Here is a 26,260-nt window from a genome sequence, read left to right as displayed (position 1 = left end):
GAGGTGTTGCCTGAGCTGCATCCTCACTTGGGATACAGCGGTGGCAACCCGGCATCGCCTGCCGGGTCCTTGATATGTTCGGCGGCAGGCAGCTTGCGCACGGCGCGCCAGAGGTCTTCACCCAGCCACAGCTTGCCGGTTTCGCTATAAAGCGCGCCGTTCAGACCGTCCAGTGCATCGGACAGCGGCACGAAACGCGCGGCCATTTCGGCCAGGGTTTCCGGCTGCTGGCGTGCCCACGCGTCGAGTGCCTGACGGGTGCCTTGAGGGTCGTTGGCCAGGCAGGCGCGTTTGAGGTCATCCAGGACGGTACGCGGGCTGGGCCCGGTCTGCACGGCCCGGGCGATTGCCGGCTGCCCGCGGGCCCGCCACCACAGGGCGAAACCGTAAAAGGTGGTGCAGGCCAGCAATAGCGTGCTCAGTTGCCACGGCCAGACCGGCGCGCCGATCACCGTCACGCCGCTCATGTCGTTGTTCACCGGCGTGTCCACTGCCAGGCCGGGGTTGCTGCTGATCTGCAGGGTACGTGCGGCCAGGCTGGTGTGTTCCAGGTGATCTTCACGGGTATTCCACCAGGTCACTTCAACCGCAGGCAGGTCAATTGCCCCGGCGCGGGTTGGCACCAGCGCCTCGCGTTCTTCACGGGTACCGATCAGGCCGCGTTCGCTGGGCAGGTTGCGCAACTGTGGCTGATCCGGATAACGCCGCAGGCCGGGCACTTCGGTGGGCGGCAAGGGTGGCAGTTGCGCACCGGCCAGGCCTTCGGCCTTGAGTATGAGGGTGCGGGTCAGTGAATCGCCGACCTGAGTGGTGCCGGGCTCCGGGCTCCAGTTTTCTTCAAGGCTGATACTGCGCGCCGGCAACCAGGCGACATCAGCCGGGTAGTCGACGGGTTTGGGTTTGACGGTCAACGGCACTTCGGCGGACTTGACCCGTACCGATCGACCTGGTTGCGGGCCGAACGGGTTGGCCTCCTGGCCTTGCGAGCCTTCGGCAGGCGTCTGCACCAGCGTAGCGCTGAACACTTGTGCCGGTATCTTAAGCACGCCGCTTTGCTGCGGATAGATCGCGTAGCGTGTTTCGATCACGCCATGACGCACACCATTGATCAGCTTTTCGTAGGTGCGCGAATCACCCAGTTTTTCGACCCGTGCGTCCGGTACTTGCAAAGGGCTCAGGCTGCTGTCGTCGAACAGCGACACCGAGTGGTAGACGCGCAGGGTCAGCACGGTCTGGGCCTGAACATAGACGCTGTCCTGATCAAGGCTCGCTTCGATGAAGATCGACGCCAGATGGCTGCCTGGGTCCTGGGGCTCGCTTTGCAGAACCTGTAGCGTCAGTGGCTGGCTTTTCAGCTCACCCAGTTGCAACGACGGGATCAACACGCTGCCGGTCTCGCGAGGCAGCAGGGTAACGATCCAGCGAGTGGTGGCCTGACTGCTGCCGTCCAGGGTTTTCAGGCTGTTGAGCTGACGCGTATCGCGCACCTCGAAGCTGCTCTCCAAAGCGCTCATGTCCGGCTTGCCAAACTGGGTGACATCATCGGTTTCCAGCGTCAACTCGACAGTTTCCCCGGCGTTCAGGCGCGTGCGGTCGACGCTGGCGGTCAGTTGCGCAGCCTGCAATGACAAGCTGATCAGGCTCAGCAGCAGGCCGATCAATAAGGTGTACACGCGACTCATCGGGTCTTTTCCTGATGTTGCTGTTCGTAGCGAAATTTGCGCCGCAGCAGTTCGCCCGGATCATCCGGAATCTGCCTCAGCCACTGTTCCAGTTCCTGACGCCGCTCGCCGGTAATAGGGGTGTCTGCGGCCTGGAGCGGTGGGCGGGTAGTTTGCTCGTCGTCCGTCGATTCGCCTGAGGTGGCCTGACCGCTGACGTCTGGCGGCAGGCTCTCGCTGGCACCGGGCTGATCCGAGCGGGACGGGTTCTGATCGGCTGGCGATGCACTGCTGTTGGGGTCCTGTGACGCTTGCTGGCCTTCTTCGCCCTGATCGGCCTTGTTCTGTTCATCCTCGGCAGGCTTCTGGACATCGGCCTTGTCCAGCAGGCTTTGTACCAGCGCCCGGTTGGTTTGTGCAGCGGGAAACTCCGGCTGGCGGTCCAGGGCCTGTTCGTAGGCATCCAGTGCTGCCGCCAGTTCGCCGCTGCGCGCCAGGGCATTGCCGCGATTGTAATGGTCGGCGGCGCTGTTGCCTTCGGCAAACTGCTGGGCGGCGCTGACGTAGTCTTCCGCCTGGTAAAAGGCCATGCCCTTCCAGCGCGGGTCTTCGAAGCGTTGTGCGGCCTCGGCTGGCCGATGCTGTTCCAGTAGCCGCTGGCCCTGTTGATCGGGACGCAGCCACAGGTCCTGAAACTCGAACGCCTGGCTGTTTTGCGGAAACATGAACAGTAGCGGCAGACAGAACAGCCAGCCGCGCCGACCAGCCAGGGTTGCGATCAACAATAGCGGGAGCAGGAACCAGTGGCCCTGATCGGCCCAGGTATCGAGTTGCACGACCTGCCCGTCGCTGCTCATGTGCTGGGGGCTGGCCAGCAGGCCAAGGCTGCGCAAATCTTCTTCATCGCCTCGTGCCTGACGATAGCTGCCGCCGACCTGATCGGCGAATTCGTTGAGGCTGTTGCTGTCCAGGCGCGACACCAGAATGGCGCCCTGGTCGTCCTTGAGCAGGCTGCCGTTTTCCTGCATGACCGGCGCGCCGTCAGCCGTACCGATGCCAAGGATCAGCAACGGCGGCGATTGCCCGCGCAACGCCGTACGGATGCCCTGACGTTCCTGTTCGCTCAGTGAAGAGGTGATCAGCAGAATTCGCCCTTGGCCCAGTGCGCCCTGTTTCAGCAGGTGCAGGGCTTTCTGGACCGCCAGATCGGCACGCTGGCCGGTCATGGGCATGATCGACGGCCTGATGGCTTCCAGCAGGTTATGGCTGGTGACCAGGTCATCGGAAAGCGGCACCAGCGTGTGCGCGCTGCCCGCATAGACGACGATGGCGGTCTGCGCATCGCTGCGCTTTTGCAACAGGTCCAGCAGTTTGCGTTTCGCCTGTTCCAGGCGGGTGGGCGCAGTGTCGGTGGCGAGCATCTGCGGGGTGAGTTCAAGTATCACCACCAGCGGATCGACCGGTTTCTGGCTGATCTGTTCGACGCGTTGCCAGCTGGGGCCCAGCAACGCGAAAAGCGCCAGCAGCCATGCCAGCCCGAGTGCGACCCACGGCAGTTTGCTATTGCTGCCGCGCCCACCGTTGAGCAGGACGGCATGAAAATGGGTCGGCAGAAGCATTTGCCAGCGTCCGGCGCGTTTCTGCCGATGCCAGAGCCGCCAGATCAACAGCGCCAGCAACGGCAGGATCAGCAGCCACTCGGGGCGAAACCAGTGCGGCCACAGAGAGGCGATCATCGCGACCTCCAGAGGCTTTTGACGCGCTCACGCCAGTTGACGGAGCGCACGACAGTCAGCAGGCGTTGCAGCGCATTGTTTGGCCACAGTTCACGCAGCACCAGCAGCACACTCAACAGCAGGGCTGTTGCCAACGGCCATTGATAAAGCGTCTGCGCCGGACGTGCCTGGGTGGGTTGCTGGGCAACCGGTTCCAGGCTGTCCAGGGTGGCGCGAATCTTTTCCAATTGGTCGCCGTCGCGAGCACGGAAATACTGGCCGCCACTGAGACTGGCGATTTCCTTGAGCGTCGGCTCGTCCAGATCAAGGCTCGGATTGAGGCCGAGGACGCTTTGTAGCGCGTCCTTGTCGGGGTCCGCGCCAATACCGATAGGGTAGATTTTTACGCCTTCTTCGGCAGCCAGCCGTGCGGCAGTGATCGGATCGATCTGACCGGCGTTATTGGCACCGTCGCTGACCAGCACCAGCACGCGGCTGGTGGCCGGGCGCAGGCGCAGGCGTTTCAGGCCCAGACCGATAGCATCGCCAAGCGCAGTGTTCTTGCCTGCAATACCGATTTTTGCCTCGTCAAGCCAGACCCTTACAGTGCGCCGGTCATAGGTGAGCGGTGCCTGGACAAAAGCCTGAGTGCCAAACAGGATCAAACCAACCCGGTCGCCCTTGCGGCCCTCGAGAAAGTCACCGAGCAACTGTTGCACCAGCACCAGTCGGCTGACTTCATCGCTTTTCCACTGCATGTCCGGGTAGTCCATGGAACCGGACACGTCGACCGCCACCAGCAGGTCGCGCCCGCTGGCAGCCACTGGCAGTGGCTCGCCCAGCCATTGCGGTCGCGCGGTGGCAATCAACAGCAACAGCCAGATCAGCAGAAAGGGCGCACGCTGTCTCCAGACCGGCAGATTGGCCTTGGTGCGGCGTCCACTCAGCCCTTCGAGTTCACTGAGAAAACTGACCTTGAGCGCCGGCTCGCCGCTGTCCGCCATGGGCAGCAGGGCACGCATCAGCCACGGCAGCGGCAGCAGGGCGAAAACCCAGGGCCAGACGAACTCAAACATGTTTGCGGATCCAGGTATCGACCGCCTGAGTCAGCCCGGTGATCGCCTTGTCGTCCAGCTTGCACTCGGGCTTGTAGGCACCTTCGACCAGAATCATCCAGCGCGTCAGGCCTGCCGCCGGACAGCGATTGTCGAGGAATGCCAGCCATTTGCGGCCGTTCAGCGTGTGGCTCTGGCTATGCGGATAATGGTTGCGGCACAGGCGTTTGAGCAAGCCGTTGATCTGCTGCAGCCAGGCACCTGCCGGAGCGCCATCGTAGGGCTTGGGCAAGCTGGCGAGTTCCGCCAGGGCGGCGAGGCGAACCGGGTCCAGCGGTTGTTCGCTGCGAACCTTGCGCGCCTTGACTGGCAGCAGTACACGCAAACGCCACAGGCCCCAGCCTGCTGCCGGGATCAGCAACAGCAGCAGCCACCACCCTGGGGCAAGCGGCCAAAAGCCGACGGCCTCGGGAGCAATCAGCGGCTCGAGCTGATCAAGCGGATTCATTTGCGCGTCACCGGACGCTTTGCGTTGAGGTATTCGCGCAATTGTTCAACGAGTTCCGCCTGGGTGCTCAAGGGCATGAGCAATACCCGCAGTTTCTGCGCGAGCAATTCCCAGCGCGCAGAGCGGTCTTCGCCCTGCTGCCGGTAGGCGCGGCGCAGTTCGGGGTTGAGGGTATCGAGTTCCAGCTGCGCGCCGCGTTCGGCAAAGCGCAGCAGGCCCGCAGCGGGCAGCGCGCGGTCCAGTGGGTCGGACAATGGCAGCAACAGCAGGTCGCTGTGGCGTGACAGCAGGCTCAACTGTTGTTCGGCAGCATCGGAAAGGGCGCGTTCGTCGCACAAAACGATGACCAGGCTGCCAGGGCGCAGCACTTCCCGGGCGCGACGCAGCGCAGTGCCGAAGGCATCGCGGTCTGCCGGGATCTCGGTGTGCAGTGACTGATTGACCCGCACCAGTCGGTTGAGCAACTGCAACAGGCTTTGTTTGCTGCGTCGGGGCTTGATCTCGTAGTGCTCGTTATCGCCGAACACCAGCCCGCCGACCCTGTCGTTGTGTTCCAGCGCTGCCCAGCCGATCAGCGCGGCAGCCTGGGCCGCGAGTACCGACTTGAACATCAGGCCGGAGCCGAAGAACAGTCGACGGCTTTGCTCCACCAGAATGAAAATCGGCCGCTCGCGTTCTTCGTGGAACAGCTTGGTGTGCGGCTCCTGAGTGCGTGCGGTCACGCGCCAGTCAATGCTGCGCACGTCGTCACCAGCCTGATAGACCCGCACCTGATCGAAATCCACGCCGCGCCCGCGCAGTTTGGAGTGGTGCAGGCCGATCAACGGGCTGCGTTGGCTGGGCGTAGAGAACAGCTGCACTTCCCGCACCCGATGACGCATTTCGATCAGCTCGCTGAGGCTGACGCGGATGCCCGGCTGGGGGATCAGGTAGGGTTGCATGGGCTCAGGCGACGGCCACGACATCGAGGATGCGCTGAATCACGCGATCCTGATCGATACCGGCAGCTTCGGCTTCGAACGACAGGATGATCCGGTGGCGCAATACATCGAACAGCACTGCCTGAATGTCTTCGGGGCTGACGAAGTCACGTCCGGCCAGCCAGGCATGTGCGCGGGCGCAGCGGTCCAGCGAAATGGAACCACGCGGGCTGGCACCGTAGGCAATCCACTCGGCCAGCTCCGGGTCGAACTTGGCCGGGGTCCGGGTGGCCATGACCAGTTGCACTAGGTACTCCTCGACCGCATCGGCCATGTACAGGCCGAGAATTTCCTTGCGTGCGGCAAAGATCGCCTGCTGGCTGACACGGCGTTCCGGCTTGGTTTCGCCATTCAGGGCTTCGCCACGCGCCTGTTGCAGGATCTTGCGTTCGACGGCGGCATCCGGGAAACCGATCTTGACGTGCATCAGAAAGCGATCGAGCTGGGCTTCGGGCAACGGGTAGGTGCCTTCCTGCTCAATGGGGTTCTGGGTGGCCATGACCAGAAACAGCGGTGACAAGTCGTAGGTGCTGCGGCCCACGCTCACCTGGCGTTCGGCCATGGCTTCGAGCAGCGCTGACTGAACCTTGGCCGGCGCACGGTTGATTTCGTCGGCCAGTACCAGATTGTGGAAGATCGGCCCTTGCTGGAATACGAAACTGCCGGTTTCCGGGCGATAGATTTCCGTACCGGTGATGTCGGCAGGCAGCAGGTCGGGGGTGAACTGAATGCGGTGGAACTGTGCTTCGATGCCTTCTGCCAGTTCCTTGATGGCCTTGGTCTTGGCCAGGCCGGGTGCGCCTTCGACCAGCATGTGACCGTCGGCAAGCAGGGCGATGAGCAGACGTTCGATCAGCTTTTCCTGGCCAAGGATCTGCGTTGAAAGAAAGGTTCGCAGCGCAATCAGCGCTTCACGATGTTCCATCGGTGACGGTTCCTGGCAGGGTAATCAGCTGTGTCTGGTGACTGCTGAGCTGGGGGCGATACTTTAATCCATCCAGGCAGGTATCGACTAACGACTACCGCGTTTTTTATTGCATTTAGAGACGCACACGTCATTTAACTGGGAATTGCCCTACATGTTCTGTGTATGGGCGTGTAGGACGACAGGGTCAGGCCGTCGAATGCGGCAGGGTTAGAGCCGATAGAATTCAGCGGCGTTATCCCACAACGCCTGACGGGCGCCGCCTTCACCCAGTGCGTCGATCAGCAATTCGATATCGTCAGGCTGGAAAGGGCGGGGCGCTCGCGTGGAGGGCAGGTCGGTGCCGAACATCAACGCATTCGGATTGGCGGCATGGATATCCCTGAGTGCTTCGCGCACCGGGAAGTCAACGCGTCCAAAACCACAGGCCTTGACCCGCACACCGCGCTCGGCAAGTCGCAGCACCACGGGCAATCCTTCGGCGCTCAATCCCAGGTGATCGATGCTGATCGCTGGCAATTTCAGCAGACGGGTTTCTATTTCTGCCAGTTCTCGGGAGTCGATGTACAGCTCCGAATGCCAGCCTGCGCGTTCATGCACTCGCACGGCCAGCGCTTCCAGCTGGTCGAGCTGCTCCGAGCCGCCACGCTTGAGGTTGAAACGCAGGGCGCGCACGCCTGCGGCATTGAGGGTGTCCAGTTCAGTATCGGTGACACTGGCGGGCAGTTGAGTGACACCGACGAAGCCCGGCCCCAGCAAGCGCAGCGCCTGAAGTAAATAACCCTGATCAAAGCCCTGAAAGGACCCGGACACCACCGCGCCGCCCTGAACGCCCAGCGGCTGGACCGTCGCAAGGTAGTCTCCGACGCCGAACGGGTCCGGCAGGTAGCCGTTATTGGCGATCAGCGGGAAGTGCGGGTCGATGATATGGCAGTGGGCGTCGAAAATGCGGTTCATGACGGGCTCCTGTACGGCGAAGTACTCACTCTAGCGGTTTTGCCCGTTAACTGATCGTGCTGGTGTACTCGCCCACGTTTTCAAGAATGATCTGTAGCGTGTGGTGAACATCCTGCAGCTCGGCTGCGTCGGTGCCGTGGAGAATTTCATACTGGTGGTGGCCATCGAGCTGCTTCGCGTCCTCCGGGGTGATTTCCACCAACAGGCGCTCGGCACTGAAGCTGACTTTCAGGCTGGACACATTAAGTGACTTTTCATCGCTGACAGTGATTTCCACTTCGTTCTCGTCCGGGAAGCGGGTCAGGGAAAACAGCACGCCGTTCTCTGCGTGGCAGCAAAGCAGCGCCATGTCGTCGTATTCGTCGTCGCACGGGTTGGCGATGAGGCTGGCGGTCTTGATTTGCATGAGGGGGCTCCGGGTCTTGGCAACTGAGGCGTGAGGGGGATTTTGCCAGTCCCGAGTAAATTTTGTCGGGGATGTTTGGCACCATCGTGCGGATTTTAACGCGACCTGATGACCGAATATGTCGCAGCCTCGTAAGCAGCACGCCGTCAGCTCTCGTTAAGCTGCATGGCAGACGAGTGGTGTACGGTGTCGGATGCGCGCAGCTTTTTTTATTCCCGCATTCAAATGTGACTACCCTGACACAGCGCGCGTTAGTACTTTAGCTTTACACTCGATCAGGTTATGCCTACGCAAGTGAATGTAAGGGCACACCGGTCGCAACACCTTCTTCAAGCCTCCCCAATAAAAGCCAAAGCGGAGTACCACAGATGGCGTTCTTCACCGCAGCCAGCAAGGCCGACTTCCAGCATCAACTGCAAGCGGCACTGGCTCAGCACATCAGCGAACAGGCACTGCCACAAGTGGCGCTGTTTGCCGAGCAATTCTTCGGCATCATTTCCCTCGACGAACTCACCCAGCGGCGTCTGTCCGACCTGGCAGGCTGCACCTTGTCCGCATGGCGCCTGCTGGAGCGTTTCGAACACGCTCACCCGCAGGTCCGGGTCTACAACCCTGATTACGAGCGCCACGGCTGGCAGTCGACTCATACTGCCGTTGAAGTGCTGCATCACGACCTGCCGTTTCTGGTCGACTCCGTGCGTACCGAGCTGAACCGTCGCGGTTACAGCATCCACACCCTGCAGACCACCGTACTGAGCGTGCGTCGCGGCGCTGCTGGCGAACTGTTGGAGCTGCTGCCCAAGGGCACCACCGGCGAGGACGTGCTGCAGGAATCGCTGATGTACCTGGAGATCGACCGCTGCGCCAACGTCAGCGAGTTGAATGTGCTGGCTCGCGAGCTGGAGCAGGTGCTGGGCGAGGTGCGTGCTGCCGTCGAAGACTTCGGGCCGATGAAAGCGCGTCTGCATGAGCTGCTGGCCAGTATCGATGCCAACGAATCCAATACCGACGTCGAAGAGAAGGCCGAGATCAAGGTCTTCCTGCAATGGCTGGTGGATAACCACTTCACCTTTCTGGGTTATGAAGAGTTTGAAGTACGCAACGACGCCGAAGGCGGCCAGTTGGTGTATGACGAGTCGTCTTTCCTGGGGCTGACCCGACTGTTACGCCCCGGTCTGACCCGCGAAGAGCTGCACATCGAAGACTACGCAGTGAAATACCTGCAAGAGCCGGTGCTGCTGTCGTTTGCCAAGGCTGCGCATCCAAGCCGCGTACACCGTCCGGCCTATCCGGATTACGTGTCGATCCGGCAGATAGACGCCTCGGGCAAGGTCATCAAGGAATGTCGCTTCATGGGCCTGTACACCTCGTCGGTGTATGGCGAGAGCGTACGGCAGATCCCGTACATCCGTCGCAAGGTCGCAGAAGTCGAGCGCCGTTCCGGTTTCGACGCCAAGGCGCACCTGGGTAAGGAGTTGGCGCAGGTCGTCGAAGTGCTGCCCCGTGACGACTTGTTCCAGACGCCGGTGGACGAGTTGTTCACTACGGTCATGTCCATCGTGCAGATTCAGGAGCGCAACAAGATTCGCGTGTTCCTGCGCAAGGACCCATACGGCCGTTTCTGCTACTGCCTGGCTTATGTGCCGCGCGACGTGTACTCCACCGAAGTGCGCCAGAAGATCCAGCAGGTATTGATGGATCGCCTGAAAGCCAGCGATTGCGAGTTCTGGACGTTCTTCTCTGAATCCGTGCTGGCGCGTGTGCAGTTGATCCTGCGGGTCGATCCGAAGGTCAATCTGGACATCGACGTTGCCCAGTTGGAAAACGAAGTCATTCAGGCCTGCCGCTCGTGGAAAGACGACTACGCCAGTCTGGTGGTCGAGAGCTTTGGCGAGGCCCACGGCACCAACGTGCTGGCCGATTTCCCGAAAGGTTTCCCGGCCGGCTACCGCGAGCGCTTTGCTGCGCATTCGGCGGTGGTCGACATGCAGCACGTGCTGAGCCTGAGCGAAACCAATCCGCTGGTGATGAGCTTCTATCAGCCACTGGCCGGTGGCCGCCAGCAATTGCATTGCAAGCTGTATCACGCCGACACACCGCTGGCACTGTCCGATGTGTTGCCGATTCTTGAAAACCTCGGTCTGCGTGTACTGGGCGAGTTCCCGTATCGCCTGCACCACGCCAATGGTCGCGAATTCTGGATTCATGACTTCGCCTTTACCTATGGCGAAGGTCTGAACCTAGATATTCAGCAGCTCAATGACACCTTGCAGGATGCGTTCGTGCATATCGTGCGCGGCGACGCCGAAAACGATGCGTTCAACCGTCTGGTGCTGACTGCCGGTCTGCCTTGGCGCGACGTGGCGCTGCTGCGTGCCTATGCGCGCTATCTGAAGCAGATTCGTCTGGGCTTCGATCTGGGCTACATCGCCAGCACGCTGAACAACCACACCGACATTGCCCGCGAGCTGACGCGTCTGTTCAAGACCCGTTTCTACCTGGCGCGCAAGCTGGGTTCCGACGATCTGGATGACAAGCAGCTGCGTCTGGAACAGGCGATTCTGACTGCCCTGGACGACGTTCAGGTGCTCAACGAAGACCGCATCCTGCGTCGCTATCTGGACCTTATCAAGGCGACCCTGCGGACCAACTTCTATCAGGCTGATGCCAACGGGCAGAGCAAGGGCTATTTCAGCTTCAAGTTCAACCCGCGCCTGATCCCCGAATTGCCAAAGCCGGTGCCCAAGTTTGAAATTTTCGTCTACTCGCCGCGCGTCGAAGGCGTGCACCTGCGCTTCGGCAACGTGGCGCGTGGCGGCCTGCGCTGGTCTGATCGCGAAGAAGACTTCCGTACCGAAGTGCTGGGCCTGGTAAAAGCCCAGCAGGTGAAGAACTCGGTCATCGTGCCGGTCGGCGCGAAGGGCGGTTTTGTGCCGCGCCGTCTGCCAACCACTGGCAACCGTGATGAGGTGCAGGCTGAAGCGATTGCCTGCTACCGCATCTTCATCTCGGGGCTGCTGGACATCACCGACAACCTCAAGGAAGGCGTGCTGGTACCGCCGGTCAATGTGGTGCGTCATGACGACGATGACCCGTATCTGGTAGTCGCAGCCGACAAGGGCACCGCTACCTTTTCCGACATCGCCAACGGCATCGCCATCGACTACGGCTTCTGGCTGGGTGACGCGTTCGCGTCCGGTGGTTCGGCCGGTTATGACCACAAGAAGATGGGCATCACCGCCAAGGGCGCTTGGGTAGGCGTGCAGCGTCACTTCCGTGAGCGCGACATCAATGTCCAGCAGGACAGCATCAGTGTGATCGGCATCGGCGACATGGCCGGTGACGTGTTCGGCAACGGCTTGCTGATGTCCGACAAGCTGCAACTGGTTGCCGCATTCAACCACCTGCACATTTTCATCGATCCGAATCCGGACCCGGCCAGCAGCTTTGTCGAGCGCCAGCGCCTGTTCAATCTGCCGCGCTCGTCCTGGACCGACTACGACACCAGCATCATGTCCGCTGGCGGCGGGATCTTCCCGCGCAGTCTCAAGAGCATCGCCATTACCGAACAGATGAAGGCGCGCTTCGACATCAAGGCTGACAAGCTGACCCCGACCGAATTGCTCCACGCGCTCCTCAAGGCACCGGTCGATCTGTTGTGGAGCGGCGGTATCGGCACCTACGTGAAGTCCAGCGAGGAATCGCACGCCGACGTGGGCGACAAGGCCAACGATGCGCTACGCGTCGATGGCAACGAGCTGCGCTGCAAGGTGGTGGGCGAGGGCGGCAACCTGGGCATGACCCAGCTGGGCCGTGTCGAGTTCGGCCTCAATGGCGGCGCGACCAACACCGACTTCATCGACAACGCCGGTGGTGTGGACTGCTCCGACCACGAAGTGAACATCAAGATCCTGCTCAACGAGGTGGTGCAGGCCGGTGACATGACCGAGAAGCAGCGCAACCAGCTGCTCGAAAGCATGACCGACGAAGTGGGCCACCTGGTGCTGGGTAACAACTACAAGCAGACTCAGGCACTGTCGCTGGCAGCACGCCGTGCTTACGAGCGGATTGCTGAATACAAGCGTCTGATGAATGACCTGGAGGCCCGTGGCAAGCTCGACCGCGCCATTGAGTTCCTGCCTGCTGAAGAGCAGATCGCCGAGCGGGTGGCGGCCAAACAGGGCTTGAGCCGTGCCGAACTGTCGGTATTGATCTCCTACAGCAAGATCGACCTCAAGGAAGCGTTGCTGGAATCCCGAGTGCCGGATGACGATTATCTGGCGCGCGATATGGAAACTGCATTCCCGCCGTCGCTGGGTGCCAGATTTTCAACGGCCATGCGCAGTCATCGTCTGAAACGCGAAATCGTCAGCACCCAGATTGCCAACGATCTGGTCAACCACATGGGCATTACCTTCGTGCAGCGGCTCAAGGAGTCGACCGGCATGAGTGCTGCGGCTGTGGCTGGTGCTTACGTGATTGTGCGCGACATCTTCCACCTGCCGCACTGGTTCCGTCAGATCGAAGCTCTGGACTACAAGGTTTCCGCCGAGATCCAGCTGGCGCTGATGGATGAACTGATGCGTCTGGGGCGTCGTGCGACGCGCTGGTTCCTGCGCAGCCGCCGCAACGAGCTGGATGCCGGTCGTGACGTGGCGCACTTCGGTCCGCACCTCGCTGCACTGGGCCTCAAGCTTGACGAGTTGCTGGAAGACGGCCCTACCCGCGAGATCTGGCAGACGCGTTATCAGGCTTATGTCGAAGCCGGCGTGCCGGAACTGTTGGCGCGTATGGTGGCGGGTACGACGCATCTGTACACGCTGCTGCCGATCATCGAAGCCTCCGACGTTACCGGGCAGAACGCTGCCGACGTGGCCAAGGCGTACTTTGCCGTGGGCAGCGCGCTGGACATCACCTGGTACTTGCAACAGATCAGCAGCCTGCCGGTGGAAAACAACTGGCAGGCCCTGGCGCGTGAAGCGTTCCGTGACGATGTCGACTGGCAGCAACGGGCGATCACCGTGTCGGTCCTGCAAATGGCTGACGGCCCTTCGGAAATCGATGCGCGTCTGGCCCTGTGGCTGGAACAGCACTCGCTGATGGTCGAGCGCTGGCGTGCCATGCTGGTCGAGCTTCGTGCGGCAAGCGGCACGGATTACGCCATGTACGCCGTTGCCAACCGTGAGCTGCTGGACCTGGCCATGAGCGGGCAGAGCCTCACGGTCTGATCCGCTTGTAACCGGTAGAGCCATGAAAAAACCGCATCGAGAGATGCGGTTTTTTTGTGGTGCGACAAGCATGGCGCGTTGCGCCTAAGCGCAACCAGCTTGGATGTGGTGTTCCGTAAGGAGGTCGTCTCGGTCTGCATGATGGCCGTGCTGATTGTCTTTTTTGTATTGCTGGCAGGGCTCTTTAGGGCAGAAAGGGGTCAGATTCACCCACACATTGTTTCAGCTGGGCAATAACCTTAGGAGATGTTTTTTCGATATCGACCCTACCAGCCTATCAAGGTAGATGTCTATCGTTGCCCAGCGCTTAGGTGTGATGTCGATGCATTTTCGTAAACCTCTGTCGGTCCACCAAAAGAACACCATGAAGAAGTTCTCATCAGGGAATACATGACCAAACTCCGATGTCGCCTCCCCCGGTAGCATTCGCTGTCGTGTAATCTGGTCGTGAGTGTTCCAAATTAAGCGCAGTTCGTCCGGGGTTTCTTTAGGGTAGTGGACAATTACGCCGGGAGCAGCAAAATACCAAGCCACCAGCGGAGCTATCAATAGGAAAAGGAACAAGTAACGGACCTTGATTTTTTTGCATTTGTGCTCAATAACACGTGTTCCCCATTCTTGGGCGGCTGGTTGGGCACCTTAAGGCCGGAAAGGATCAGCGTCACCCTCACATCTCTTCAAGCGAGCAATAACATCAGGGCCAGTTTTAGCAGTTTCGATGCGGCCTCTGCCATCGAGGTAGATGTCGATCACGCCGCCCCATTTTGGCGTAATTGCTATACACCTCCGCAGACTCTTTTCATTCCACCAATCAAAGTTCATAAAGAATTTCTCATTGGGGAAAATATGCCCGGTATCGTATGTGCCCTGACCCGGTAGCATTCCTTCTTTATGGATGTTGTGCTGGGTGTTCCAAATCACACGAAGCTCGTCTGTAGCTTCTTTAGAATAATGGACACGAACGACTGGGGTCGCCACGTACCAGAACAGCGCTGGAATAACTATGAATGCCCCAATAAGATACCGGGCCTTAATATTTTTCACAGACATGGACACTGGCGCCATCTCCCCATTCTGACGGTGTGACAGCGAGTACTTTGTCCATGATCATTCTTGCCGTGACGCCTCCGTTTGGATTCTCATAGAAGAGTTTAACGCCAATGCTAATAGAAATCCGATCCGGGACGTCATCCCATGCGCGCATCCCTTCTACGCCCTCAGTGGCATGAGGTCCTTTGAGTCTCTGATCTTCTTTGGCTTCGAATATCTGCTCTCCCCACCGTCGTAATTGATCAGAAACAATCTGCTCGACACCCGCGCCGTCTAAAAGGACGCTCTCACTGAGTCCTCCGGCCATGCCCACATAGCCGTAATGAATGTTGGACCAAATATCGTAGTAGTAGTCGTACTTGCCTTGCCTATGGCGATACCTGCCAAACTTCGCGTGGATCTTTGGTTTGTGGTTCCAATCACGACCCTGGCCTACTCGCTCAGTCCAAAGGATCATGGCTGCCGCCACGTTTGAAGCGCCGATAGCTTGAGGGCTGGTGTTCCCTATTTGGGCGTACCAAGGCAAGTCCATTTTTTTACGAGTCTCTTCCGCAACGTCATAGTTGAGCAGCTTATTCATCTTCAAGACGGAGGAGTGGTGGATATTGTTGTTCATCTCGTCTGCGATGTAGGTCGCCAGCTTTTCCATCATGTTCGGATGCGTACAGCCTTCAGGTCCATCATTTGGTACAGCTTCCTCTTCAGGTTTCTCACGGGCCGCATTTGGATTTACCAAAGCGTTCGCCGCCAAGGCTTTCTCCGTGAGCTTCGGGTCAGCCAACAAGGTCGCCATCTTCTCGTCGTCCACGGAACCGTCTGGTCGTAAGGCCCCCAGCGCCATGAAGTTAATAATGGTCGCGCCACCCGCGTCACCCATGACGAAGCCGCCACCAACATTATTGGAGCCCGTGATGATTGTCCCGCCGTGACTGGTTGGGCTTCCCAGGTGCGCCATAGGACGGCCATTCACTTGAATAGAGGGGAAACCCGAAGTGATGACCGCCCCGCACCCACAGGTATCACCCACACGTGCCGCGCCCATGCCGTTGATGTTGACGTCACCGGATGCAGAAGTGATTGGCGTTGTACCGTGACCCGGCAATGGGCAGGCGTGCTTGTCACCCAATCGAGCTGAAAAAATCATTGCAGGCCGTCCTTATGTCTTTGATCCGTAAACAATAACCAGCGTTTAGTTGACGCATGGGAGGCTATCGGAAACGTGAAAGGTGGTCTGTAGGAGAAGTCTTAATTTTCGCGTAGTGCCTTGAGAGTCTGATCGGGATGTCATCTATATTTCTGGCTGTGCTGGGTGACATCGTTGTAGTGGTAACAAATCTTAGTGCCTGAAAGGTTCTGGCTGGTCGGCGGGGGGTGGTGTGAGAGGACGGCGGGTGTGAACCCGCCTCCTACTCGATTCTGCATTTATAGGTCTCGGGCCCTCAATCAGGCCGCCGCAGACAAGTGCTCATAAAGAATCGTTGCGCCAACCACGATCAGCACGATGCCGCCAACGATTTCAGCGCGCTTGCCGACCATGGTGCCGAGCACGCGACCGAGCATCACGCCTATGGTAACCATCACGGTGGTGGCCAGGCCGATAGCCAGCGCTGCGGCCATGATATTGACGTCGACAAACGCCAGGCCTACGCCGACCGCCAGTGCATCGATGCTGGTGGCGAATGCGGTGACTGCCAGTATCCAGAAGGAGTGTGAGCCGGGTTTTTCCTGCTCTTCTTCGTCGTCATGCTTGAGGCCGTTGTAGATCATGTGCAGGCCGAGCACCAGCAACAGCGTGAAGGCTAACCAGTGGTCCCAGCTCTCGGCGAAGCGCGCAGCCACCTGGCCGATGCCCCAGCCGATGACCGGTGTGATGGTTTCGATGGCACCGAATATCAGACCGGTACGTAACGCTTCGATAAAGCGCGGTTTGTGCAGGCTTGCTCCTTTACCAAGGGCCGCAGCAAAAGCGTCCGTGGACATGGCAAGCGCAAGAAAGAGGAGGGAAATCGGGTTCACGGTTATATCCAGTCGGGCTATGAGTCAACGACGCAACCACACGCCCGACTTTAGGCATGGATGCATCGTTGGTCTCGCCAACCAGAAGGTGTCCGCACCACGGCATGCAGCCGAGAATGTTGATGCGAACGCTCAGTGACCGGAGTCAAGAGCAGGCTACTCCCCAACAAGGGCCGCCACTATAGCCATCCGAACGTGAAAAATATATGTACGGGGATGCTTCAAACCAAAAAAACCCCATCACGAGGATGGGGTTCTTTTAACGCCTGCTTTCGTGCTTACACTTGAACGGCCGGGATGTTGGCGTTCGCAGCGGCTTCACGGAACTCGGCGATCTGATCGAAGCTCAGGTAGCGGTACACGTCCGCTGCCATGGTGTCGATCTGGTTGGCGTAGCCCATGTACTCTTCGACGGTCGGCAGGCGACCCAGAATCGAAGCAACGGACGCCAGCTCGGCGGAGGCCAGGTAGACGTTCGCGCCGTCACCCAGACGGTTCGGGAAGTTACGGGTCGACGTCGACACTACAGTCGAGTTCGGTTCCACGCGCGCCTGGTTACCCATGCACAGCGAGCAGCCCGGCATTTCCATACGCGCGCCAGCCTTACCGTAGATGCCGTAGTAGCCTTCTTCGGTCAGTTGGTGAGCGTCCATCTTGGTCGGCGGCGACAGCCACAGACGCGTTGGCAGCTGGCCCTTGACCTGATCCAGCAACTTGCCCGCAGCGCGGAAGTGGCCGATGTTGGTCATGCAGGAGCCGATGAACACTTCGTCGATCTTCTCGCCTTGTACCGAAGACAGCAGGCGGGCATCGTCCGGGTCGTTCGGCGCACAGAGCACAGGCTCTTTGACGTCGGCCAGATCGATTTCGATGATTTCGGCGTACTCGGCGTCCTTGTCGGCTTCCAGCAGCTCCGGGTTGGCAACCCAGGCTTCCATCGCCTGAGCACGACGCTCCAGGGTGCGCGGATCACCGTAACCCTGTTCGATCATCCAGCGCAGCAGGGTGATGTTCGAATTCAGGTATTCAATGATCGGCTCTTTGGCCAGCTTGATGGTGCAACCGGCAGCCGAACGCTCGGCAGAGGCGTCGGACAGCTCGAAAGCCTGCTCGATGCTCAGGTTGTCGAGGCCTTCGATTTCCAGGATGCGGCCGGAGAATGCGTTCTTCTTGCCTTTCTTCTCTACGGTCAGCAGGCCAGCCTGAATGGCGTAGTAAGGAATGGCGTGAACCAGGTCGCGCAGGGTGATGCCGGGTTGCATCTTGCCCTTGAAGCGAACCAGGATCGACTCAGGCATGTCCAGCGGCATGACGCCGGTGGCAGCGGCAAACGCCACCAGACCGGAACCGGCCGGGAAGGAGATACCGATCGGGAAGCGGGTGTGCGAGTCGCCACCGGTGCCGACGGTGTCCGGCAGCAGCATGCGGTTCAGCCAGCTGTGGATGATGCCGTCGCCCGGACGCAGGGAAACGCCGCCGCGGGTCATGATGAAGTCAGGCAGCGTGTGGTGCGTCTTGACGTCGATAGGCTTTGGATAGGCTGCAGTGTGGCAGAACGACTGCATGACCAGGTCGGTCGAGAAGCCCAGGCATGCCAGGTCTTTCAGCTCGTCGCGGGTCATCGGGCCAGTGGTGTCCTGGGAACCGACGGTGGTCATCTTTGGCTCGCAGTAGGTGCCAGGACGAACGCCTGCAACGCCGCACGCCTTGCCGACCATCTTCTGCGCCAGGGTGTAACCCTTGGTGCTTTCGGCTGGCTGGTCAGGGGTCTTGAACAGGTCGAACTCAGGCAGGCCCAGTTCGGCGCGTGCCTTGCTGGTCAGGCCGCGGCCGATGATCAGCGGAATACGGCCGCCTGCGCGAACTTCGTCGAGCAGCACCGGGGTCTTCATTTCGAAGGTGGTGATGACTTCGTCGCTGTCGTGCTTGCACACCTTGCCGGCGTACGGGTAGACGTCGATCACGTCACCCATGTTGATGTTCGAGACATCGAATTCGATTGGCAGGGCGCCAGCATCTTCCATGGTGTTGTAGAAGATCGGGGCAATCTTGCTGCCGAAGCAGAAACCACCGGCACGCTTGTTCGGCACGTAAGGAACGTCGTCGCCGAAGAACCACAGTACCGAGTTGGTTGCCGATTTACGCGAGGAACCGGTACCGACCACGTCGCCGACGTAGGCAATAGGGAAACCCTGACCGCGCATTTCTTCGATCTGTTTCATCGGGCCGATAGAGCCCTGAACGTCTGGAACGATGCCGTCACGGGCCATTTTCAGCATGGCAAGGGCGTGCAGCGGGATATCCGGACGGGACCAGGCATCAGGTGCCGGGGACAGGTCATCGGTGTTGGTTTCGCCGGTGACCTTGAAGACGCGCAGGCTGATCTTGTCGGCCAGCGTCGGACGCTTCTTGAACCACTCGCCGTCAGCCCAGGACTGCAGGACAGCCTTGGCGTGAACGTTGCCATTTTTGGCTTTTTCGGCCACGTCGTGGAAGGCATCGAACATCAGCAGGGTGTGCTTGAGCTGTTCGGCGGCGACCGGCGCGAGGGTGGCGTCGTCGAGCAGTTCAACCAGAGTGACGATGTTGTAGCCGCCCTGCATGGTGCCCAACAGTTCGGTTGCACGTTTTTTGTCGATCAGGGGGGAAGTGGCTTCGCCCTTGGCCAGGGCAGACAGGAAACCGGCCTTGACGTAAGCGGCTTCGTCAACGCCTGGCGGAACGCGGTTGGTGATCAGATCGACAAGGAAAGCTTCTTCGCCAGCCGGGGGATTCTTCAGCAGCTCGACCAGGCCTGCAGTTTGTTCGGCGTTAAGCGGCTGGGGCACGATGCCCTGGGCGGCACGCTCTTCGATGTGTTTACGGTAGGCTTCAAGCACAGTATTAACCCTCATCAGTGGTCCCAAATGGGTGTCCGGGACGCTCATCCAGAAATCGTCCGTACCCAAGCAAGGCTTATTGAGCCTTGTTGGCAGGGTGTAGGCGATTCCTAACAGAAGCTGTTTTCAAAGTTTTACGCCTGCAGAACGGGGGGAGTGACGGTCGACACGGCCATTCTTGATGAGGGAATGGCCTGTCGACGCCGCAATGCGGGGTTAACCTGACTGTGCTCGTGACGCTTTGAAAACAGCTTCCAACGGACATTGGCGCCTTAAAAGGCTCGCTGATTCTACGCCAAAACTTCGCTAAAGGTAAGTTAGCCCCTACATCTTCGGGGGTGAACTTGCTTAGACAAAGAGCTAACATGAGCCCCTGTTTCGACTTCCCCAGTCCTGCCTGACATGCCTGATTACATTATCAAAACCCCCTGCGTCGGCCTTTGCTCCACTGTTTACGGGGACCTGGTGTGCCGTGGCTGCAAGCGGTTCCACCACGAGGTCATCCACTGGAACGGCTATAACGAGGATGAAAAAAGAGCGGTATGGCTGCGTCTGGAACAATTGCTGGTCCAGGTGATGACTGCCAAGCTTGAAGTCTTCGATGCCGACAAGCTGCGCGCGCAGCTCACCCAGCGCAAGATCCGTTTCGTGCCGCACCAGTCCGAGTATTGCTGGGCCTACCAGTTGATCGCGCGCGGCGCACGGGTCATCAGTCAGGTTGAGGCCTACGGCTTTGTGCTGCTGCCGGAGTTTCGTGACTGGACGCTGCCGGAATTGCGCGATGCGATCGATCGCGAGTTTTTCCTGCTGTCCGAGGCGCATTATCAGCGTTACATCGCACCGGGCTTTCTGCGCGATGCGTTCGGGGCCTGATCGGGCAGACGTCCTTCACTGCATGCATTTGTATCGCGAGGCATCGTCGCTCCTCGTATAATGCCGGGCTTTGTCTCTCTGTCATTCTGTGAGCTTATGTACCCGATCCCCGAAATCGAAGCCTTCCTGCTTTGCCGCACCCCCGACAGCTGGGTTCAGGCCGCGTTGCGCAACCTGGATATCTTGCTGATCGACCATGCGAACAATGAGAAGAAGGCGGCCGGGGCTGCGTTTCAGTTCATGTTTCAGTACAACGACAAGTTCGACCTGTTGAGCAAGATGTCGCGTCTGGCTCGGGAAGAGCTGCGCCATTTCGAGCAAGTGATCAGCATCATCAGAAAGCGCCAGATTCCTATGGCCAACATCAGCTCGGCGCGTTATGCCGGAGCGCTGCGCAAACTTGTGCGCAATCACAATCCTTACCGACTGACCGACGCGCTGATCGTCGGTGCCATTGTCGAGGCCCGTTCCTGTGAGCGCTTCGCTGCGCTGGTGCCTCACCTGGACGAAGAACTGGCCAAATTCTACGGCGGCCTGCTGAAATCCGAAGCGCGGCATTTTCAGGATTATCTCAAGCTGGCTTACAGCTACGGCGACAAGGCTGATGTCGATGCCAAGATCGAGGAAATCCGTCTGGCCGAGCGTGAGCTGATCGAAAGCCCTGACGAAGAGTTTCGCTTTCACAGTGGTGTGCCCGTCGCCGCCTGATTCCCCGCGCGCACCTTCAAAAACGACCGCCTTGCCAGCGGTCGTTTTTTTATGGGTATTTAGTAAGCAAGCTAATAAATGCTTTGACAACGGCTGCCTAGGCAGTAATATTTTGCAATCACTGCCTAGGCAGCTATCTGGATGATTTCTTGAAACATTTCAGCTCCGACAATTTCGATTCCAGCCTGATCGGGCTGCTGGTCGGTCGTACCAATGCGCTTAAAGACCGCATGCTCGACAAGTACCTGCTGCCTTATGACGTGACGTTCGCGCAGTTCAAGGTGCTGATCATCATTGCCCAGTTCTCGACCGACACCCCTGTGGAATTGTGTCGTCACCTGTCGCTGGACAGCGGTTCGATGACCCGCATGCTCGATCGTCTGGAGCAGAAAGGGCTGGTCGTGCGCCAGCGGTCAGCGACTGATCGTCGCCAGGTGCGCCTGGCGCTGACGGAGCAGGGTCAGGCGCTCTCGGACCTGCTGCCGCAGATTGGTGCGGACGCCATGAATGACACCTTTGCAGCGCTCGACAGTGATGAGGTCGAGACCCTGACAAGGATTCTCACCAAGGTACTGGTGGCCGCCGATGACCACATCACCCTGACTCGTCTGAGCTTCAACCCCAAAGCTAAAAGCTGAGCGGCAGACCTGTCGGCAGGCGTGCGCCTGCCGCTCGTTCCTGTCTCGCCGCTTCGCTGATAAAAAGGTAACTGCCATGGCCACTGCCGCCACTGAAAACACATCTGCCCCGTCCTCGCAGCAAACGCCGAAGCCCGGCAAGCGCAAGTTCCTGCTGATCGGGCTCGCCGTCATCGTCGTGATTCTTGGTTTGGCCATCTGGGCCTGGTACGAGTTTTACGGCCAATGGAGCGAAGAGACCGACGACGCCTACGTGAATGGCAATGTCGTCGAAATCACCCCGTTGGTTACCGGAACCGTTATCAGCATTGGTGCCGACGACGGGGATCTGGTGCACGAAGGGCAGGTGTTGCTCAAATTCGACCCGAGCGATGCCGAAGTTTCGCTGCAAAGCGCCGAGGCCAGTCTGGGTAAGGTTGTGCGTCAGGTGCGTGGTTTGTACAGCAATGTCGATGGCATGAAGGCACAACTGGCTGCGCAGCGCACCGCCGTGCAGACCGCTCAGGAGAACTACAACCGTCGGCGCAGTCTGGCTGCGGGCGGGGCGATTTCCCAGGAAGAGCTGTCGCATTCCAGAGACAGCCTGACCAGCGCGCAAAGTGAGTTGAACAACATTCAGCAGCAGTTGAGCACCAGCGTGGCGCTGGTCGATGACACGGTTGTTTCTTCACATCCCGACGTCAAGGCTGCTGCCTCCCAGTTGCGTCAGGCCTTTCTGGCCAATGCACGCAGTACGCTGGTAGCGCCGGTCACCGGTTATGTGGCCAAGCGCAGCGTGCAACTGGGCCAGCGCATCCAGCCGGGCACCGCGACCATGGCTGTGATCCCGCTGGATCAGTTGTGGATCGATGCCAACTTCAAGGAAACCCAACTGGGCAAGATGCGCATCGGTCAACCGGTGGAGATCAGCTCCGACCTGTATGGCAGCGATGTGAAGTACAGCGGCACCATCGACAGCCTGGGCGCAGGCACCGGCAGTGCCTTTGCGCTGTTGCCGGCACAGAACGCGACGGGTAACTGGATCAAGATCGTCCAGCGTGTGCCGGTCCGTGTACATATCAACCCTGAAGAACTGGCGAAGCATCCGTTGCGCATCGGTCTGTCGACCACCGTCGAGGTCAATCTGCATGACCAGAGCGGTCCGGTGCTGGCGCAACAGCCGCGCAAGCAGGCCGCTTTCAGCACTCAGGTTTACGCCGCGCAGCTGGCCGACGCTGATGCGTTGATCGCCCGTCTGATTCACGAGAACAGTGCTTCCAGTGGCAAGACTGCCGTTCAGCGCTGAACCGCCAATCCGTGAACCCCGGCCACTTGGCCGGGGTGTCGCACTCGTCTTCAGGGATTTGCGATGAGCAACAACGCCCCCGCTTCTTTTACCCCGCCAAGCCTGTTGCTGTGCACCATCGGTCTGTCGCTGGCGACCTTCATGCAGGTGCTCGATACCACGATTGCCAACGTGGCGTTGCCGACCATCGCCGGCAACCTGGGGGTCAGCTCCGAGCAGAGCACCTGGGTGATTACCTCGTTCGCAGTCAGCAACGCGATTGCCTTGCCGCTGACCGGCTGGCTCAGTCGCCGCTTTGGTGAGGTGAAGCTGTTTCTGTGGGCAACCATTCTGTTCGTGATGGCGTCGTTTTTGTGTGGCATTTCCCAATCCATGCCGGAACTGGTGGGGTTCCGGGCGTTGCAGGGCATGGTGGCCGGTCCTCTGTATCCGATGAGCCAGACATTGCTGATCGCCGTATATCCTCCGGCGAAAAGGGGCATGGCGCTGGCATTGCTGGCGATGGTGACGGTGGTTGCGCCTATCGCCGGGCCGATCCTCGGTGGCTGGATCACTGACAGTTACAGTTGGCCGTGGATTTTCTTTATCAACATCCCCATCGGCTTGTTCGCGGTGCTGGTGGTGCGTTCGCAGATGGCTAAAAGGCCGGTCAGCACTGCTCATCAACCGCTGGATTACATCGGCTTGCTGGCCTTGATTGTCGGTGTCGGCGCGCTGCAGATAGTGCTCGACAAGGGCAATGATCTGGACTGGTTCGAGTCGAACTTCATCATCTTCGGTTCGCTGATTTCGCTGATTTCGCTGGTCGCGCTGGTCTTCTTCGTGATCTGGGAAATGACCGACAAGCACCCGATCGTTAACCTGCGGCTGTTTGCCTACCGCAATTTCCGTATCGGTACGCTGGTCATGATCGGCGGCTATTCAGGCTTCTTCGGCATCAACCTGATTCTGCCGCAGTGGTTGCAGACCCAGATGGGCTACACCGCGACCTGGGCGGGGGCTGGCCGTCGCGCCGATTGGCATCCTGCCGGTGCTGATGTCGCCCTTTGTCGGCAAGTACGCGCACAAGTTCGACTTGCGTCTGCTGGCAGGGCTGGCGTTTCTGGCGATGGGGCTGAGCTGTTTCATGCGTGCCGGCTTCAATACCGACGTGGACTTCGAGCACGTGGCGATGGTGCAGTTGTTCATGGGCATCGGTGTGGCGCTGTTCTTTATGCCGACCCTGAGCATTCTGTTGTCCGACCTGCCACCCAATCAGATCGCCGACGGCTCTGGGCTGGCAACCTTCCTGCGCACCCTGGGCGGCAGCTTTGCGGCGTCGCTGACCACCTGGATCTGGATCCGTCGCGCCAACCAGCATCATGCCTATCTGAGTGAAAACATCAGCACCTTCGACCCGACAACCCGGCATGCCCTCGACAGCCTGGGCGGCGCGAGCCCGCAGGCCTACGCACAGCTGGAACGCACCCTCAACGCGCAGGCCTACATGATGTCCACGGTGGATTATTTCTACCTGCTGGGCTGGGTATTCGCGGGGCTGATACTGCTGGTCTGGCTGGCCAAACCGCCGTTTGGCGCCAAGGCGGGGCCAGCGGCGGGGGGCGGGCATTAGTTGCTATGCGCCTGGCTGAATCGAGCCTTGGCCAAACCTCCCCAGGGCGCTTTTCAACCGCGATGGCACTGACGACGCAGAGTGCGACTGCATTACCACGCCGAGCTTGGGAACGATAAATCAAATGCCGTCTTCGCGAATAAGCGAAGCGTCGCCCGGTCCGCTCCTGCGCCCAGCCAGACCTCAATGCCGCCAGAACGCCGGCACACACAGCACCAGCACGGTAATGATCTCCAGGCGGCCGAGCAGCATGCCGCCGGAGAGAATCCACTTGGCAGCATCGGGCAAGGTAGAGAAGTTGCCCGCAGGCCCAATCACCTCGCCCAACCCCGGCCCTACGCCGGATACGGTGCTGGCAGCCCCGGTCAGTGCGGTCATCCAGTCCAGCCCGAGCAGCGACAGCATCAATGCGATCAGGCAGATGGTGATGGTGAAGAAAAACGAAAAGGTCAGAATCGAGCGAACGATTTCGTCGTCCAGTCGATGGCCGTTGTATTTCTGCTTCATCACCGCGCGTGGGTGAATCAGTTGATTAAGGTTGGTCTTGAGCAGGATATAGGCGACCTGAAAGCGGAAGATCTTCACCCCGCCCGCCGTCGAGCCCGAACAGCCGCCGATGAAACCCAGATAGAAGAACAGCATCAGCGAGAAGTTGCCCCACAGGCTGTAGTCACCGAGTGCAAAACCGGTAGTTGTCACCACCGACGTCACGTTAAGGGCCACATGACGCAGCGCCTCTGTCCACGGCAGGTCGGTGGTGTTGGCGTACCAGACAGTCATTACCAGCCAGGTGACCAACAGCAGCCCGATCAGCCCCTGCACCTGCTCATCCTTGATCAACGCCTTGCGGTTGCCACGCAGGGTCGCGACATACAGGGTAAAGGGCAGGCTGCCGAGGATCATCACTACAATCGCGACCCAATGCACCGCAGGCTGCGGCCACTTGGCCAGCGACAGGTCGGAGGTGGAGAACCCGCCCGTGGAAATGGCCGACATCGCATGGTTGATCGCATCGAACAGGCTCATGCCCGCCGCCCAGAAGGCCAGGCTGCCCAGCGCGGTAAAACCGACGTAAGCCAGCACAATGAACTTGGCCACCATGTGCGAGCGGGGCATGACCTTTTCCGAGCGATCCGACGATTCGGTCTGGAACAGGCGCATGCCACCAATGCGCAGCAACGGCAGAATCGCCACGGCCATACCGATAAAGCCGATACCGCCAAGCCAGTGCAGCATCGAACGCCAGATCAGAATGCCCGGTGACATGCTGTCCAGATGGCTTAGTACGGTCGAGCCGGTGGCGGTGATGCCTGACATGCTTTCAAAGAACGAATCGGTGTAACTGATGTGCTGGGTCAGCAGAAAGGGCAGGGCGGCGAAGATACACACCACGATCCAGCTGGAGACGGTCAGCATGTACATGTCCCGCGGGCGCAACTGGACGTTGTCGGGGCGTCCGGGAACCACCAGCGCCAGGCCGGCGATAAAGGTAATGGCGCTGGCCCACAGGAACTCGCGCAGGTCCTCGAAACGGTCGTAGATGACCAGCGTGGCCATGGGCACGATCATGGCGACAGCCAAGGTGATCAGGAAGATGCCGATAATGAAACCGATGATACGCAAGGTCGGCAACGACATGACAGGCTCTGGCTGGTGTGAGGAAAGGCGCCATTCTACCTGCGCTTGAGGGCATGTAAACCGGCGCCGCCGAGGACCGGCTGCGAGCGCAGAGGTAACGAATTGTCCGTCGCACTCGTTATTGAC

The 26,260-nt window shown here is 59.7% G+C and carries 18 protein-coding genes and 1 pseudogene; 6 read left to right on the top strand and 13 right to left on the bottom strand.

Features of this window, described 5'->3' with window-relative positions; all coding sequences use genetic code 11:
- Positions 1-23: 23 nt before the first annotated feature.
- The 8 genes from LJU29_RS18915 to LJU29_RS18880 all read right to left on the bottom strand — a co-directional run bounded on the left by LJU29_RS18915 (position 24) and on the right by LJU29_RS18880 (position 8,207).
- Positions 24-1,682, bottom strand: a complete 1,659-nt coding sequence (locus tag LJU29_RS18915; RefSeq protein WP_257111052.1) for a BatD family protein — start codon at positions 1,680-1,682, stop codon at positions 24-26.
- Positions 1,679-3,397 (bottom strand): VWA domain-containing protein, encoded by a 1,719-nt coding sequence (locus tag LJU29_RS18910; protein ID WP_257111051.1) that lies wholly within the window; start codon positions 3,395-3,397, stop codon positions 1,679-1,681. The genes LJU29_RS18915 and LJU29_RS18910 overlap by 4 nt, the downstream gene beginning before the upstream one ends.
- A complete protein-coding gene (locus tag LJU29_RS18905; RefSeq protein WP_257111050.1) occupies positions 3,394-4,452 on the bottom strand; it encodes a vWA domain-containing protein in 1,059 nt (352 codons plus the stop codon). Before LJU29_RS18905 ends, LJU29_RS18910 begins: the two co-directional genes overlap by 4 nt.
- The gene (locus tag LJU29_RS18900; protein WP_004660770.1) at positions 4,445-4,939 is read right to left on the bottom strand and encodes a DUF4381 domain-containing protein; all 495 of its coding nucleotides are present in this window, start codon (positions 4,937-4,939) and stop codon (positions 4,445-4,447) included. The genes LJU29_RS18905 and LJU29_RS18900 overlap by 8 nt, the downstream gene beginning before the upstream one ends.
- Complete coding sequence (locus LJU29_RS18895; protein ID WP_057454426.1) at positions 4,936-5,880, bottom strand: DUF58 domain-containing protein; 945 nt, start codon at positions 5,878-5,880, stop codon at positions 4,936-4,938. Before LJU29_RS18895 ends, LJU29_RS18900 begins: the two co-directional genes overlap by 4 nt.
- A gap of 4 nt (positions 5,881-5,884) precedes the next feature.
- Positions 5,885-6,844: an AAA family ATPase gene (locus tag LJU29_RS18890; RefSeq protein ID WP_002554476.1), complete on the bottom strand. Its 960-nt coding sequence runs from the start codon at positions 6,842-6,844 to the stop codon at positions 5,885-5,887.
- 210 nt (positions 6,845-7,054) lie between these two features.
- Positions 7,055-7,801 (bottom strand): amidohydrolase family protein, encoded by a 747-nt coding sequence (locus LJU29_RS18885; RefSeq protein WP_002554475.1) that lies wholly within the window; start codon positions 7,799-7,801, stop codon positions 7,055-7,057.
- 46 nt (positions 7,802-7,847) lie between these two features.
- Positions 7,848-8,207, bottom strand: coding sequence for a hypothetical protein (locus LJU29_RS18880; RefSeq protein ID WP_002554474.1), 360 nt, complete (start codon positions 8,205-8,207; stop codon positions 7,848-7,850).
- Between the two features lie 368 nt (positions 8,208-8,575).
- Here LJU29_RS18880 and LJU29_RS18875 point away from each other — a divergent pair, with 368 nt between their 5' ends.
- Complete coding sequence (locus tag LJU29_RS18875) at positions 8,576-13,435, top strand: NAD-glutamate dehydrogenase (RefSeq protein WP_257111049.1); 4,860 nt, start codon at positions 8,576-8,578, stop codon at positions 13,433-13,435.
- A 639-nt stretch (positions 13,436-14,074) separates the two neighbouring features.
- Here the strand turns inward: LJU29_RS18875 and LJU29_RS18865 are convergent.
- The 4 genes from LJU29_RS18865 to acnB all read right to left on the bottom strand — a co-directional run bounded on the left by LJU29_RS18865 (position 14,075) and on the right by acnB (position 19,380).
- On the bottom strand, positions 14,075-14,485 hold the full coding sequence (locus LJU29_RS18865) for a hypothetical protein (protein WP_005746744.1): 411 nt from the start codon (positions 14,483-14,485) through the stop codon (positions 14,075-14,077).
- On the bottom strand, positions 14,466-15,629 hold the full coding sequence (locus LJU29_RS18860) for a polymorphic toxin type 44 domain-containing protein (protein ID WP_257111048.1): 1,164 nt from the start codon (positions 15,627-15,629) through the stop codon (positions 14,466-14,468). The genes LJU29_RS18865 and LJU29_RS18860 overlap by 20 nt, the downstream gene beginning before the upstream one ends.
- A gap of 299 nt (positions 15,630-15,928) precedes the next feature.
- The gene (gene mntP / locus LJU29_RS18855) at positions 15,929-16,501 is read right to left on the bottom strand and encodes a manganese efflux pump MntP (RefSeq protein ID WP_054996902.1); all 573 of its coding nucleotides are present in this window, start codon (positions 16,499-16,501) and stop codon (positions 15,929-15,931) included.
- Between the two features lie 278 nt (positions 16,502-16,779).
- A complete protein-coding gene (gene acnB, locus LJU29_RS18850; RefSeq protein WP_004665908.1) occupies positions 16,780-19,380 on the bottom strand; it encodes a bifunctional aconitate hydratase 2/2-methylisocitrate dehydratase in 2,601 nt (866 codons plus the stop codon).
- Positions 19,381-19,782: 402 nt separating this feature from the next.
- On the opposite strand from acnB, the gene LJU29_RS18845 reads away from it, so the two are divergent.
- The 5 genes and pseudogenes from LJU29_RS18845 (at position 19,783) to LJU29_RS18825 (ending at position 24,496) form a co-directional block, all read left to right on the top strand.
- Positions 19,783-20,253, top strand: coding sequence for a DUF1289 domain-containing protein (locus LJU29_RS18845; protein ID WP_002554470.1), 471 nt, complete (start codon positions 19,783-19,785; stop codon positions 20,251-20,253).
- Positions 20,254-20,349: 96 nt separating this feature from the next.
- The gene (locus LJU29_RS18840) at positions 20,350-20,961 is read left to right on the top strand and encodes a MiaE family protein (RefSeq protein ID WP_003368536.1); all 612 of its coding nucleotides are present in this window, start codon (positions 20,350-20,352) and stop codon (positions 20,959-20,961) included.
- A 149-nt stretch (positions 20,962-21,110) separates the two neighbouring features.
- The gene (locus LJU29_RS18835) at positions 21,111-21,599 is read left to right on the top strand and encodes a MarR family winged helix-turn-helix transcriptional regulator (RefSeq protein WP_005755016.1); all 489 of its coding nucleotides are present in this window, start codon (positions 21,111-21,113) and stop codon (positions 21,597-21,599) included.
- 76 nt (positions 21,600-21,675) lie between these two features.
- Positions 21,676-22,884, top strand: coding sequence for an HlyD family secretion protein (locus tag LJU29_RS18830; RefSeq protein WP_057454708.1), 1,209 nt, complete (start codon positions 21,676-21,678; stop codon positions 22,882-22,884).
- Between the two features lie 63 nt (positions 22,885-22,947).
- Positions 22,948-24,496, top strand: a pseudogene (locus tag LJU29_RS18825) (DHA2 family efflux MFS transporter permease subunit).
- 183 nt (positions 24,497-24,679) lie between these two features.
- On the opposite strand, the gene LJU29_RS18815 reads toward LJU29_RS18825, so the two are convergent.
- Entirely contained in the window at positions 24,680-26,134 is a 1,455-nt protein-coding gene (locus tag LJU29_RS18815) for a TrkH family potassium uptake protein (protein WP_005755011.1), read from the bottom strand.
- Between the last annotated feature and the right edge of the window lie 126 nt (positions 26,135-26,260).

The sequence above is a fragment of the Pseudomonas ficuserectae genome (assembly GCF_024584585.1).
Taxonomy (GTDB): Bacteria; Pseudomonadota; Gammaproteobacteria; order Pseudomonadales; family Pseudomonadaceae; genus Aquipseudomonas; species Aquipseudomonas amygdali.
The sequence above is the reverse complement of the archived record's forward strand: the minus strand, read 5'-3'. Positions and strand labels throughout refer to the sequence as shown.

What these genes read in the sequence shown, in the direction of transcription:
- LJU29_RS18880 (WP_002554474.1), bottom strand. Translation starts at nt 8,207, where the DNA reads ATGCAAATCAAGACCGCCAGCCTCATCGCCAACCCGTGCGACGACGAA.
- LJU29_RS18860 (WP_257111048.1), bottom strand. Translation starts at nt 15,629, where the DNA reads ATGATTTTTTCAGCTCGATTGGGTGACAAGCACGCCTGCCCATTGCCG.
- LJU29_RS18815 (WP_005755011.1), bottom strand. Translation starts at nt 26,134, where the DNA reads ATGTCGTTGCCGACCTTGCGTATCATCGGTTTCATTATCGGCATCTTC.
- LJU29_RS18890 (WP_002554476.1), bottom strand. Translation starts at nt 6,844, where the DNA reads ATGGAACATCGTGAAGCGCTGATTGCGCTGCGAACCTTTCTTTCAACG.
- LJU29_RS18885 (WP_002554475.1), bottom strand. Translation starts at nt 7,801, where the DNA reads ATGAACCGCATTTTCGACGCCCACTGCCATATCATCGACCCGCACTTC.
- LJU29_RS18840 (WP_003368536.1), top strand. Translation starts at nt 20,350, where the DNA reads ATGTACCCGATCCCCGAAATCGAAGCCTTCCTGCTTTGCCGCACCCCC.
- LJU29_RS18865 (WP_005746744.1), bottom strand. Translation starts at nt 14,485, where the DNA reads ATGTCTGTGAAAAATATTAAGGCCCGGTATCTTATTGGGGCATTCATA.
- LJU29_RS18905 (WP_257111050.1), bottom strand. Translation starts at nt 4,452, where the DNA reads ATGTTTGAGTTCGTCTGGCCCTGGGTTTTCGCCCTGCTGCCGCTGCCG.
- LJU29_RS18830 (WP_057454708.1), top strand. Translation starts at nt 21,676, where the DNA reads ATGGCCACTGCCGCCACTGAAAACACATCTGCCCCGTCCTCGCAGCAA.
- LJU29_RS18910 (WP_257111051.1), bottom strand. Translation starts at nt 3,397, where the DNA reads ATGATCGCCTCTCTGTGGCCGCACTGGTTTCGCCCCGAGTGGCTGCTG.
- LJU29_RS18915 (WP_257111052.1), bottom strand. Translation starts at nt 1,682, where the DNA reads ATGAGTCGCGTGTACACCTTATTGATCGGCCTGCTGCTGAGCCTGATC.
- LJU29_RS18875 (WP_257111049.1), top strand. Translation starts at nt 8,576, where the DNA reads ATGGCGTTCTTCACCGCAGCCAGCAAGGCCGACTTCCAGCATCAACTG.
- LJU29_RS18900 (WP_004660770.1), bottom strand. Translation starts at nt 4,939, where the DNA reads ATGAATCCGCTTGATCAGCTCGAGCCGCTGATTGCTCCCGAGGCCGTC.
- LJU29_RS18895 (WP_057454426.1), bottom strand. Translation starts at nt 5,880, where the DNA reads ATGCAACCCTACCTGATCCCCCAGCCGGGCATCCGCGTCAGCCTCAGC.
- LJU29_RS18845 (WP_002554470.1), top strand. Translation starts at nt 19,783, where the DNA reads ATGCCTGATTACATTATCAAAACCCCCTGCGTCGGCCTTTGCTCCACT.